Here is a 13,173-nt window from a genome sequence, read left to right as displayed (position 1 = left end):
TACCAGCACCGATCACCATTGCCTCTGCTAATTTTCCGGTCGCAACCCCGGCTATCAACGCCGCCGAAAGCGGTTGGGAAAGCATTCCCGAGAATGTATACCCGAAACGCAGGCGAGCAAACCAATAGTATAAGCCCATTACGATTGAAATACCTAAAACACCCATAATTCAAACTCTCCTTTTTTATTGATCTTTTTAGTTTCAAAGCCTTCCACCAGCTAACTAACTCCGGTCACACTGGTTTTTATAGTGATTTATATTTTTCAATTAGTTTATGGATCGGCACTGGTGTTTCCTCTGGAATCGCTTGGAAGTATACGTCCATATTTTTTGCCAGCAAGCCTTCTAAAATTTCGACATCCTCTTCTGATAAATTGATATTCTTCACTACGTTTTTACGATTCGGTCCGCCGCCGAGACCACCAACTTGAATAGCTTCGGTGATGATTCCAGCTGCGACCATTTCCTTCAATGTGATTAAATCCGGAACTAAAAACAGCACCTTCGTATTTTTTGCCGCCGCTTCATTTTCCCAGAAGCCTTTGACTGATTCAGTTCCTTTGATAATGACCTCCACTCCTGGAGGGGCTGCCATCAAATAAATACTTTGCAGGAATTCATCTTGCTCTAGTTCATCACTGACGACAATAATTTCATTAGCTGCTGATTGCTGCAGCCATTTTGTAACAACTTGACCATGGATCAAGCGACTATCAACTCTGGCTAATACGATTTTTGACATTTTACTCATCCTTTACTGTTTAATTGGTAATTCCAATATCTGACAACTGTCAATTACTGCTTTATGAATCTCTTGCGCCAACTCCCGGCTGAACCCGCCTGCCTCTTGCTTCATTACCGCCTCTAACAACATAGACGCGCACAATCCCGAAATCGCTACGACCTCATAATCCTTCGATAGCCGCAAAGCAACATTACTAGGCGTGCCTCCTTTAATATCCGTTAGAATCAATAACTTGTCTTTCCATTCCAATTGATCGATTTGCTCTTTGACCCGTTCGAGATAATCCGGCAACGAATCCTCTGCGTTTAAAGCGACTTCATACACATTGCTTATTTCCCCAACAATCATCTGGACACTTTTTAGAAGTTCTTTGCCCCATCCATTATGAGTCAAGACTAAAATTGGTTCTTTCTCCATACCCTCACACTCCTCAAGTTGTTTTCACTTTATATAAAGCAAATGCTGTGCCAAAAAAATAACCCTTATCAAAAGGGCTATTTCTCGCGGTTTAAACATTGACTTCAAACAACAGCTCATAGATATACTTCACTTCCAGCGGCGGAATGACGACATTATATGACACTTCGATCGGTCTGAAGGCCATCTTGATGACAGATGCCAGCTCTGGCAGCTCACGATATGACAGTTCATACGAGGTATGATCATATTCCGGATGTTGGATTTGCCGTTCGATCATACACGCGCAATGAATGATGAATCGCAAGAGTCGTTTTTCATCACTTTTCTTTTTAGTCTGCATACAGATATCCGAATAGATTTTGGATAATTCGATCGTGATGCTTTTAGGATTCAAGATGCTCAATAGGTCTGTGATAGCCTCAATCGATAGGCCTTGAATATATTTAGCCGAAACTTTTTTCAAGACCGCCTGATTCTCATCCTTCGTTAAATCAAAACCCAGCATTTGAAAAACTAAGCGAATCCCTTGATCCGAAAGCAAATTATCCAAAGAAACAAAGGGAATATCAGGAATCTCGGTCTTCACAGTCCCAATAATCCCCACCAGCTTCTCATCTTCATGAACAAAGGAAAGCAGGCGGCTGAGATCTTCCAGCTCTTTTTTCTCAAGCGTGACAATTCGGACATTCGTCAAAAGCTCTTGCGGAAATGTGTTTAATAATAATTTTTCAATCTTCAACGCCGTACCTAATCCGGTCAAACAGGAAATCACTAATACTTTGGAATCTTCAAAATTTCCTTTGCGGCAGATAAGCGCCTTATGATTCTTCTCCTTTAAAACCGGCAGCAAATAATCAAACTTCGTCGACTCATAAATGACTTCTCGCGCAACCTCCAGCAATGTCAGTAAATTAATATTGCTGATCAAGAGTACTTCGATTTGAAATTCCTTGCTGATTACATTGCCAAAATAAATTAACGAACCAATATCCACCATTAGAATCAGTTTGCTATAGCCGTTTTTACGAACGACCGCGCGAACTTTATCCAGAGTTTCTTCGACCGATTGATTGATCGGCATATTGACCGAGTTCATCAAGCTGGTGGAAAATAAAACATTCGTATATTCCACCATACTAGAGGCCGTCGCGCTTCCGTGAGCTACTACGACAATGCCGCATTTTTCATCCAGCTCATAGCGCCGATCCGCCGACCTGATTTTACGAATAAACAAATCATAAAAAATGATCTCCGTATTCGGCAGCTTCAAGGCAAAATAATTCTCAATATACAAAACGATCTTCTCTGCCAGTTGGTAATTTTCGATTTTTCCAGAAAAAATATTTTTGGTCAGATCAAAAAAGTCTTCATTGATCTGAGCAGAATAAAACACGCTGGAATAAATATGAGCCGCTAAAACATTTTTCAAATTTTCCGGCAGAAGGATAGCCAGTTCTTGTTCAATGTACTGGATGATCTGATTAATTTGGCTGTAGAATTGTTCATCGATGTCATGCTCTTTTGAAATGGACTGATTAAATAAATCCATATCATAGAGCTGATCCATTTTGTTCTGCATCATCGCCACAGCATCTTTTGAAGAGATATTGACATTCTTTAGATCCGCATATTCTTTTAACAGAAAATTATAAAAGCGGTCATTCTGCTTATCCTTGACTTGCAGCAGCTGCTCCACATGAGGATAAAAATAATCGTGCCGAATCTTGATTCCTCCGCTAGGAACATACTCGTTCAAGACAACGATGTCCTTAGTATCAACCGTATTTTCATCCAGCATCCCCAGCGGCAGATCAATAGTCAGCTCCTGCGTTTCATAATCAATAGCGTCCAAGTAAGCCTGCGCACAAATAAACTGGATCTCTGACTTCAGCTCGCCTACATTAGCCTTATATTTAGAAAAAACAAGATACTTCAGCGTATTATAGGAAATAAAAATATCCTTTTGAATTCCTTGGCTCTCCTCCATAAAAAAGGTCAGAATCAATTGAATTTTTTCTTTGATCGAACGATTGGACAAGCTTGGGATATGTAAATTTACCGGAATCCGCCGCAAAAAAGTTTTCAAAAACGTTTTTTCTAATTCTTCGGTCGTCGCAAAAATAAACTTGATTGCTACATGCCGCTGCTTTTCAGCCTCTCCCATCCGGGTGAAATAGCCCTTATCCAGCAACGTAAACAGTTTTTCCTGCCCTTCATTCGTCAATCGATGTACCTCATCTAAAAAGAAAAAACCGCCATCGGCTAATTCTACTAAGCCCTGATGATCACTGTCAGCACCGGTAAAGCTGCCCTTTTTATATCCAAATAAATGGGAGGTCAACAATTCTGGATTATTAAAATATTCCGCACAGTTAAAGTAGATGAAGGGTACCTTTGTCTCGGTTTTTGCTTCGAAAAACTGATGCAAGTGTTCTGCTAATAAGGTTTTTCCTACACCGGATTCACCTGTCAGCATAATGTTCAAACCCTTAGGTGGATATAAAACAGCGGCCTTCAATTTTTTGATACTGTCCGCCAAGCTGCCATCATAGCCGATCACTTTTGAAAATGGATTATTGCGCAGCTCGTGTTTGACCCGTTCTTTTGTTTCCACTTCTTGACGAATTTCCGCCTCCAAATGATCGATTGAAGCATATTCATCTTTGGAAGGAGAAAAGAAGAAGGCTTTCTCTAAAACGGGACGTGCAAAAAATAAGACGGGACGTGATTTTACTTTGATCACTTGATGTTTATTGGTTAATTTAGAGAGATCTTCACTGACGGCCGTTCGCGCATAATCCGTCATCTGGCAAATATCCTTCACTGTACAGCCTTTTAAATTTCCTAGAACCAGTTCATTTGCTTGATGAAATTTATAAAGGCATTCATAAATATTATCAATTCGCATAGTATTCCCCTTCAAAGAGTTATTAGCTTGTTTTTATCATCTAGCGAGGTAGAAAGCAATACAATTTTTAGTCTTCGCAAAGAGTCCTCTTCATTTACCTAATACTTCACTAGTATTCCCCCGAACCCAAACAGCCTGATGATCATTGATCACCATTAACTTTTTCTGTTCTCGATTCTTTTGAACGATTTCTTCTGCGGCCGCTTTAAATTCTCGGCTTTGATAATGAGGCACTACATAAAAGGCGACGATGCCTAACCCTGTATAATCGGTTAACTCGGGAGCCTGTTGCGGGTCGTCCATTATCGAGGAATAGCCGATATCCGGACATGCCACGATTGCGCCTGCCGATTCCCCGATGTAGAGCTTGCCTTTATTTACTTCCTCAATTATTAGCTGATCCGCCCCACTTCTTCGCAGCTCCTGTAATAAGAAGAATGTATTCCCGCCTGCCACATAAATAATGTCATTCTTGACTAAGACAGCTTTGACCTGTTCAAAAGATGCTGTGGAAATATCTAACTCCTCCACCTTCATTCCACTGAAGCGCAGCGCCCATTTACCGATTTTTACAAAAAAGCCGAGCTTTTCGACCTTACTAGCGGTAGGAATAAAAGTCACCGTCTTTCCTTTTACCTCTTCAACTGATTTCAACAATCCCGAAACATTTTGAAACATCGAAACTAAAAATATTTTCTTCATCGTCGTTCCCTCGTTTCTTTAAGAATTTCCTCAGACATTTTCATTATATCGTACCAGATAAATGAACCGCGCAAAAAAAACTGATTCTGAACTCGGTGAGAGTCAAAATCAGTTTCATGTTTAATAATATACTTCGTCCAAGAACAGTCCTTGCGCCGGTGCCGTTTCTCCGGCTTCTGCTCGAACTTTATTTTCTAACACTTCATCGATCACATCTAAAGACAGCTTGCCAGAACCAATCGCCAAAATAGTTCCCATCAAGATTCGTACCATTTTGTGCAAGAAGCCGTCACCGACAAAGGTAAAACGCAGCATGCTGCCTTCTCGTTCAATCGAAAGCTTTTCGATCGTCCGTGTCGTTGATTTTTTGGTCTTTTTCAGTGCTGAAAAACCGATAAAGTCATGTTTGCCAAGCAAGCGTTCGCAGGCCTCGTTCATCTTATCCAGATCTAACTTATCTGGAACATAAAAACTGCGATACCGTTCAAAAGCCGTCGGGATCGGATCATTCCAGACATAATAGCTGTATTGCTTGCCCTTCACGTTATAGCGGGCATGGAAGCGTTCCGGCATTTCTTCCACTTTTTTCACCACGATATCTCCGGGTAAATAGCGATTAAAGAAAGCTAACATTTCATTTCGTGCCATTTCTGAATTCGTTTTGAAATTCGCTACCTGACCTCTAGCATGCGTTCCCGCATCGGTCCGACCAGAACCGATAATCTCGATTTTTTCGCCAGTCATCTGGTTGATGACACTTTCAATTTTCCCTTGGATCGTCTTTTCTGAGTCCCCCAAACGCTGCCAGCCAAGATAACGTTTGCCATCATATTCGATCGTTAATTTAATGTTTCGCATAGGTTCATGCCTCCTCTAAAGTTTCACACTGACTCACTGTACCACAGAAATCCGCGATGCTCTAGTGAAGAGGGCAAAAAGAAAACCAGAACACTGGCTGCAGTGCGCTGGTTTTCAATAAGATTATGCATATTCAATTTTCTTGCTGTATTCTTTTTTGATGCGGCTTAATGCTTCTAATAATAATTCGCGCGGCATTCCGATACTCAAGCGGACAAAGCCCTCACCATCTTGAACAAAATAGCTGCCGACCACCATCGTCAAATTCGCGCGGCGGAAAAATTCCTGCATTTCTATTTCATCCTTGAACCAATCGCGGACATCGATCCACGCTAAAAAGGATGATTCAGCCGGCATCACTTTGGCTTCGGGAATTTCCGCAAAGAAATCATAAATGAGCTGCATGTTTTCTTCCACATAGTCGATCATTTCATCCAGCCAAGCTTCACTTTCATTATAGGCCGCAACGATTGCCGGCACAGCAAAAACATGGGGCGAAGTAATCGAATTTTTTTGCAATTGAATCAGCAAGGTTTCTCTGATTTCAGGATTTGGAATCACCACATAGGACGTTTTCAGCCCCCCGAGATTAAATCCTTTATTAGGCGACAGGCACAAAACACTGTGCTGCGAAATTTCTGGATGCGCGTTCCAAATCGACGTGAAGGTCTGGTTCTTATACACGATATCCCGATGAATCTCATCACAGACCAAAAGAACATCGTAGCGAATACATAATTCTGCTAGTTGGAAAAGCTCTTCTTTAGTCCATATTCGACCGGAAGGATTTTGCGGACTGCAAAAAATGAACAGCTTGATATCATTTTCCTTCATTTGACGCTCCATATCCGCAAAATCAAGATAGTAGCGATTGTCGCGATTGATCAATGAGCTGCAGAACAGTTTTCGTTCGTTATGCTCCACCGCTTCCGCAAAAGGATCATAGGCAGGAGTATTGATCATGACGCCCTCGCCTTTTTCCGTGTAAGCCTGCACGATATAATGCAAAGTCGACACCGTTCCAAAGGTCAGCTTGATCCATTCCTTTTCAATGCGGGTATCGTAACGTCGCTGATTCCAATCAATCACCGCATCATAAAACTCATCCGGTACATATGAATAGCTGTAATCACCAATACTTGCTCGTTTCATCAACGCCTGTTGAATCGCCGGAGCGACTTCAAAATCAATGTCGGCTAAATCCATCGGGATCGCATCTTCATTCAGTCCGAATTTTTCCTTTAATACCTGATTGCTCCATTTGCGGGCATTGCCTTTTTTTCGGTCGATGATTTTATCTAAATTATACATAGCCTTCACCCACGCTCACTAATTCTTTGGTCGTTTGGTTCAATGCAACGCCGACACCGTTTTGGATCATAACATCATCTTCGATCCGCACACCGCCGATCCCCGGCAGGTAGATGCCCGGCTCAACACTCATCACCATGTTTTCCTTTAAAACCATTTGACTCTTCGGATTCAAGATCGGCACATCGCCGCCCATGCCGATACCGTGCCCCAAGCCATGACTGAAATATTCGCCATAGCCTGCTTCGGTAATGATTTTTCGTGCGACCGCATCGACTTCTTGACCGGTGACTCCTTCGCGAATAAAATCAGCCGCCGCCTGCTGTGCAGCTTTGACAATTTGATAAATCGTCTTTAATTCTTGGCTGGCTTCACCTAAAGCAACCGTCCGCGTCATGTCTGATTGATAATCATTCAAAACGATACCAAAATCGATCGTGATAAAATCACCTGCTTCAAAGCTCCGCTGAGTTGGCCGCCCATGCGGCAAGGCACTGCGCGGTCCACTGGCAACGATTGGATCAAAAGCCATTGCAGAGGCACCTTTTTTCAACGCAAGGTAATGAATCAAGGCCCCCAGCTCATTTTCTCCCATGCCGACTTTGATCTCCGGCAGTAATTCCGCGAAGATCTCATCAGTCATCACGCAAGCAGCTTTGATCAGCTGAATTTCTTCTGGCGATTTAATGGCTCGCAGTTCTTGGATTTGGCTCGACCAAATCTCTACCTCAAATGCTTTAGAGAACTCGCGATATTCTTGGATCGACAAGCCATTTGCTTCGATCGCAAGCTTTTTAATCCCCTGCTGGTGCAGCCAAGTGATTATTTCAGGAAGATAACTGCCTTGCGGAACCTCGAAATTTTCAAAATCCTTCGTCAAATCTTTGATTTCTTGTCGATACCGTCCATCAAAAAACTGTACGCGAGCAGCAGGCGTGACGACTAAATAGATGCCGCTGCCTCCTAATGAACCAAAATATTTTTTATTCTCGCGGTTTTTAATGATGATAGCATCCTTGCCTGATTCCTTTAGAAGCTGCTGTAACTTTTCAATTCTCATCAGTTGCACTCCAATTCTAGAAGTCCAGATCTAAGCCGTCCAAAATATCTGTATCCCCTTGGTCAAAGATATTTTTCTGTTCTTTTTTCTTCGCTTCATCTTTCAATTCATTCCGTTCCATGACCTTAAAGAATGGCACATAGATTGCGACCGCCAGAACTAATTGCAGCCCATTGACTAAAATTGTCCGCCAGTCGCCATTCGTCAAGAAGCCTTCTAAGAATACGCCCACATATGGCGGATCAAAGATCGGTTTGTTTAACCAGCCCCAATGCATGAAGAACATCGGCAGTGTCCCAATGATCGCCCCACCGAATACGTGAGGAATGAACATCAATGGATTTAAAATGATCGGTGCCCCAAACAAGATTGGTTCATTAATCCCGAACAAAGCTGGAAACAGAGAGACTTTCCCGATTTGACGGTAGCGTTTTGATTTTGAAATCAAACATGCTACTATACAGCCGATTGAAATTCCGCAGCCAGTAAATCCAAAGAAGGCACTAGATGCTCCCGCTGTGTAAAAATGCGGAATCGGTTGTCCAGCCTGGAAGGCTGTGATATTTTCTGCGATAAAGGCCACCATGATTGGACGAGTAATGGGACTGAACACCGATGAATGAATCCCAAAGAAGAAGATCAAGCAAATACAGAAGTTCAACGCCAAAACTGACCATGGATTGTCCATTGATCCGACTAATGGTGATAAGAAACGAGTCAAAATCGTTGGAGGAAGTTCTCCGGCAGTTTGCATCAAGGCGAAACGACCAATAATAAATGTGCCGCCCACCAGCAACGTTACTGGAATAAGCTCAAAGGATTTAGAAACAAAGTCCGGCACCCCTTCTGGCATTCGAATCGTCATGTTGTGTTTTTTACAGAAGTTGTATAATTCAACTGTGATCAACGCGACAAACATCGCTGTAAATAACCCTTTAGCCCCAAAGTTGGTAATATCCAGCATCCCATTTTCATCAAAGATTGCTGTCATAAATAAGAAGCCGAAAAGTGATAAAGTCACTGCACCTGGAATATACAATTTGTAGTGATTGCCCAAGTTGTACGAGATCGCCGCACAGGCATAAAGTCCGATCAAGCCAGTCGATAACGTCACCGGCAGATTAAATAGCTCTGCATTATTCAAAATAAATTGGCTGAATGCGTTGGATTCTCCCAACATATTTGGCAAGGCAGGTAAAATAGCAAAGAAACTTCCTAGAATAGTAAATGGGGTCATAGCAACCATCCCGGCTTTGATGGCGCTCAGATGTCGTTGATTATCAACTTTGTGCGCTAACGGGACGAAGTAACGGTTCATAAAAGCCTCAAATTTTGCGAACATAATGCTCCTCCTAGTTCATATTAATAAATCGATTCAAGAAAAATAGATTTGAATTTCACCGCGTATGTCCTTCTGCTTTTTATAGTAATCATCTCTGACATGGAAAAGCAGAATGGACATTTCTTCTGGTTAAATTGATTGTTTCGCTAACTGATGTTTCTTATGAGTAACTAAAGCCAGCTTCATCACGGTCGCACCATCCATTTGGCCATACACATCTTTATCGATCACAGCGTAAGGAATATCTCGTGGGTCCAGAATCGATTTGATGAAATCAATTTTGTGAGTGATTTGCGGTCCGACTAAAACAATATCCCAGCCATCGATTTGGCTTTCGATGGAATCTGCGGGAATCGCAGTAAAGTCGAAATCCTCATCCTTCAATTTGGCGCTTTGTTGAACCACCTTGCGCATATTTTGCATCAGCATATTTGTAGAAAAGCCCCCAGCACAGCATAATAAAATTTTCATGACATCTATCTCCTTTATAATTTTTTATTGTAATACTGAAATCAATGTTTCGATTAAATCCCTAGCTAATTGACTGGTCATGTAGTGATCCTGAGCATGGACCATCAGCAAACCGACATTTGATGATTCGACCTCGTCATTCAATTCGCGGCTGATCAAATCCGTTTGAATATTATGCGCTGCTAAATCTAAATTCCGCGACTCCGCGATTAACTCTGTTGCCTTATCAAACTCTTTGGTTTTTACACATTTCAACGCTTCGAAGGCTTTTGCTTTGCTTTCGCCGGCGATCGAGATCAGTTGTACGATTTCTTGTTCTTCTTTTGTCATGTTGTCTATCCCCTCTAAATGAAATCCACCATGCGGTGATACATTTCTTCCGTAAAATTTTTGATTAGCCCTTCATATAAATCAATCATTTGCTGCACATCCTGCTTATTTACGATCGAATAAGCACAGTGTCCATAACGAACCGGCAAGATCGTTACGACAGTCGGTTTCCCTTCATTTACTTTATGGGCTTCACCGCCATCGGTACCACCGGTGTTGAACATGTCCAGCTGCAATGGAATATTTTGCTTTTTCGCTGTTTCCTTCACGTAATGAACCATTTCCAAATTCGGCGCTAAGGTTCGGTCAAAGTGTGTCAAAATCGGACCTTTGCCGATTTGCCGCTGATTGGTGTGATCGCGAACAAATTCGGTACTAAACGTCGCCACATCAATCACGAAAACAATATCTGGATTCACTGTTTGAACGGCTGTCTTAGCTCCGCGAATTCCAACTTCTTCACTGCTGGTATTGGCAAAGTGAACAGTCAAAGGCAGCTCCGTTTGCGCTAATTTCTTCATCAGCTCGCCCATTACAAAACAGGCCAAACGATCATCTAACGCTTTTCCAGCATAAATATCCTTCACCGCGAACTCTTCGAAGTCAGTCGCGTAACAAGCCATGTTGCCAACTTCAATTCCTAAGTCTGCTACCTCTTCTGCTGTCGTTGCGCCAATATCGCAGTATAGATTTTCTGTCTTGCCATCGCGATATTCGCCGTTGATAACGCCGCTGATTTTTCTTCCATCAAAGGTTGTGATCCGAATTTTTTGCAAATGCTGGGCTATCGGCTTGACTCCCCCAACAACCATTAAATGGATCAATCCTAAATTGCTGATGCTGCGAACCATGAAGCCGACTTCATCCATATGCCCACAGATCATAATGCTTTTGGGGCTCTTTCCCTTTTTAGTAAAAATCAAGCTGCCAAGTCCATCCGTCCTTTTTTCGTAAGGCAGCTCTGCTAGCTCGGCTAAAATTGTTTGACGAACTTCCTTTTCATTGCTGGCGATACCGTCAGCGTTGGAGAGATTTTTCAAAAACTCAATGTTCATTCTGATTCCTTCTTCCTAAAACTCGTTTTAATGTATAGTAAAATTCGTGGTAATCCTTGCTTTCAATTAATGCGTTGATCGCCGCCGGATGATTCATCAGCTTGCTTAGTTCCTTCGAAATAATTTGATGGATATCTAATTGCTCGGCCTTTAGCGAAACCATAAAAATAATTTTTACGGTCCGTTCCGTCTCATTCGCCCCTTCTGGCAGCAAACACACCGCAACACGATTTTCTTTGCCAGACATCACCAGCGGATGGGGAATCGCTATTCCGTTTTGGTAAATCGTCGATAGATAATTCTCACGTTCCATCAACGAGTCCTTGTAGCCTTCAAAGCCGACCTGTTGTTCCACTTGCTCTGCCAGTCCCGCTAAAATATCGGAATAAACACGATCCTTTTCAATCCGAAACAAGTCTTCGGAAAATAATTCAAAAAAGGCTCGCTCCACCGAAAAGTTCTCGTCGATTTTTAGCAGGCTGAGGTTTTCACTCACCTCTAAGTAATCCAGCTCGCTTTGAATCTCACTCATCAAAATCACGGGACAATCGACTTCGATCGTTAATTCAATAATTGAAAAAATCAAATCAGGATAATAGTCTTGAATTTTTTCGATTTCAAACATTGAAAAAGTCTGGATCTTCGCCCTTGGAAAAATCCTCTTCAATTTCATTTCCACCAGATAGGCCATCCCGCCGCCAGACGAGCAAACCACCGCGATCCGATAAATGTTCTCGATCAATTTTTGCTGCCACCTATGATAGGGCACGGTCATGTGGGTCGCGAGATAGCCGATTTCGCCAGATGTGATTTTCAATTCAAATTTTTCCTCCAGCCATTTCGAAAACATCACAGCAAAATTGAAAATCACGGGATAGTCTTTACTGATATCTTCTAAATAAGGATTGCTGAAGTTCACTTCCTTGCGAGAGCGTTCGATCAGTGCCGCTACATGAAGATAAACAAGATCAATAAATTCTTGATCGGTTGAAAAATGCGTCTTTTGCTGTTTATCCATCGCTTGAAAAAAGTTCGTGATCTCTTCTTTCAGCATTTGCTTGTTGCTGAGTATTTCCAGCTTCTTTGTTTTGGCTAACAAGCTGGCTTCAAAATAATCATGGACTTCTTTTTGAAGGGGTACCGAAAGGCTCGTCTCCTGAAGAACTTCTGTTAAAAAGGATTTTGGAATCTCAGTCTGCGTATTTTTTCTTTCGATCAGTAATAGTAAAAACAGCTCTTCTTCCAGTCTTCGAAACTCCACATAATCGATCTCCCAATTATGCCTGCCGATCAAATGATACAGACTATCTTTTATCTGCTGTTGCTTCTCACGGGTGAAGGCCGCTTCCAATTTTTCCAGTAGTTTCACATTGCCTCTTTGATAACAATCCAGCAGCAGCAGCAATCGATTTTTCAATTCACTAATGAGTCGAATCCCATAATGAGCTTTCCGTTCCAAAATCAAGGAACTGCCTTTAAGATATAATTCAAGCTTGGAAAGATCCTTTTTGATTTGGCTGCCGCTGACGAGCAGTTCATCGCTCAATTGAGTGACGGTCTGATAATTTTCATTGATCAAAAGCAGACTCAATAAAGATTCCAGCCGATCCTTTTGCATTTCAATCGTCGTCTCAGAAAAGCCGGCCAGATAAGCGGAGAACTTTTCCTCATCTGTGACGATCAAGCGGCAACCTAATTTAGCGGAGCGTTCAATCGTAAATCCCTGCTGTATTTCTGCTAAGCCCTGCAGATCATTTCGGATTGTTCTAGAGGAAACACCGAGCTTTTTTGCCAGCTGATCAATTTTTAAGTAGTCATTCTCTTTTAACGCTGTCAGTATTTGTACCTCTCTCATCCTCGTCTCTCCTTTCTCCTTAATAAGGAATAATTATTTATTGTTGAACAAAATTGTCCTCTACAAACTTCGTCTCATTTATATTTCTCACTAAATAGATGGAAAAGTTGAACAA

Annotated in this window: 13 protein-coding genes; all 13 read right to left on the bottom strand. The window is 42.0% G+C overall.

Annotated features, from left to right (window positions below):
- Nucleotides 1–166, bottom strand: a 166-nt coding sequence (locus tag A5875_RS15560; RefSeq protein WP_176244698.1) for a PTS sugar transporter subunit IIC, incomplete at its 3' end; no start/stop codon positions are given.
- Nucleotides 167–245: 79 nt separating this feature from the next.
- Nucleotides 246–743, bottom strand: coding sequence for a PTS system mannose/fructose/N-acetylgalactosamine-transporter subunit IIB (locus A5875_RS15555; protein WP_088934427.1), 498 nt, complete (start codon nucleotides 741–743; stop codon nucleotides 246–248).
- A gap of 12 nt (nucleotides 744–755) precedes the next feature.
- Complete coding sequence (locus A5875_RS15550; RefSeq protein ID WP_088934426.1) at nucleotides 756–1,163, bottom strand: PTS sugar transporter subunit IIA; 408 nt, start codon at nucleotides 1,161–1,163, stop codon at nucleotides 756–758.
- Between the two features lie 91 nt (nucleotides 1,164–1,254).
- A complete protein-coding gene (locus A5875_RS15545) occupies nucleotides 1,255–4,074 on the bottom strand; it encodes a sigma 54-interacting transcriptional regulator (protein ID WP_088934425.1) in 2,820 nt (939 codons plus the stop codon).
- Between the two features lie 90 nt (nucleotides 4,075–4,164).
- A complete protein-coding gene (locus tag A5875_RS15540; protein WP_088934424.1) occupies nucleotides 4,165–4,776 on the bottom strand; it encodes a Type 1 glutamine amidotransferase-like domain-containing protein in 612 nt (203 codons plus the stop codon).
- Between the two features lie 120 nt (nucleotides 4,777–4,896).
- The gene (gene truA, locus A5875_RS15535) at nucleotides 4,897–5,634 is read right to left on the bottom strand and encodes a tRNA pseudouridine(38-40) synthase TruA (RefSeq protein ID WP_088934423.1); all 738 of its coding nucleotides are present in this window, start codon (nucleotides 5,632–5,634) and stop codon (nucleotides 4,897–4,899) included.
- 123 nt (nucleotides 5,635–5,757) lie between these two features.
- Nucleotides 5,758–6,945, bottom strand: a complete 1,188-nt coding sequence (locus tag A5875_RS15530) for a MalY/PatB family protein (protein ID WP_088934422.1) — start codon at nucleotides 6,943–6,945, stop codon at nucleotides 5,758–5,760.
- On the bottom strand, nucleotides 6,938–8,005 hold the full coding sequence (locus tag A5875_RS15525; protein ID WP_088934421.1) for a M24 family metallopeptidase: 1,068 nt from the start codon (nucleotides 8,003–8,005) through the stop codon (nucleotides 6,938–6,940). The genes A5875_RS15530 and A5875_RS15525 overlap by 8 nt, the downstream gene beginning before the upstream one ends.
- A 16-nt stretch (nucleotides 8,006–8,021) precedes the next feature.
- Nucleotides 8,022–9,347: a PTS sugar transporter subunit IIC gene (locus tag A5875_RS15520; RefSeq protein ID WP_088934420.1), complete on the bottom strand. Its 1,326-nt coding sequence runs from the start codon at nucleotides 9,345–9,347 to the stop codon at nucleotides 8,022–8,024.
- A gap of 129 nt (nucleotides 9,348–9,476) precedes the next feature.
- Nucleotides 9,477–9,818, bottom strand: coding sequence for a PTS sugar transporter subunit IIB (locus A5875_RS15515; RefSeq protein ID WP_088934419.1), 342 nt, complete (start codon nucleotides 9,816–9,818; stop codon nucleotides 9,477–9,479).
- Between the two features lie 24 nt (nucleotides 9,819–9,842).
- Nucleotides 9,843–10,148, bottom strand: a complete 306-nt coding sequence (locus A5875_RS15510) for a PTS lactose/cellobiose transporter subunit IIA (protein WP_088934418.1) — start codon at nucleotides 10,146–10,148, stop codon at nucleotides 9,843–9,845.
- Between the two features lie 14 nt (nucleotides 10,149–10,162).
- A complete protein-coding gene (ypdE, locus tag A5875_RS15505) occupies nucleotides 10,163–11,203 on the bottom strand; it encodes an aminopeptidase (protein ID WP_088934417.1) in 1,041 nt (346 codons plus the stop codon).
- The gene (locus A5875_RS15500; RefSeq protein WP_088934416.1) at nucleotides 11,193–13,058 is read right to left on the bottom strand and encodes a BglG family transcription antiterminator; all 1,866 of its coding nucleotides are present in this window, start codon (nucleotides 13,056–13,058) and stop codon (nucleotides 11,193–11,195) included. Before A5875_RS15500 ends, ypdE begins: the two co-directional genes overlap by 11 nt.
- Nucleotides 13,059–13,173: the final 115 nt, after the last annotated feature.

This window comes from Enterococcus sp. 3H8_DIV0648 (assembly GCF_002140655.1).
In the GTDB taxonomy this organism is placed as follows: Bacteria; Bacillota; Bacilli; order Lactobacillales; family Enterococcaceae; genus Enterococcus_A; species Enterococcus_A hulanensis.
Note: the sequence above shows the minus strand (reverse complement) of the source record. Positions and strands in the feature narration are given on the sequence as shown.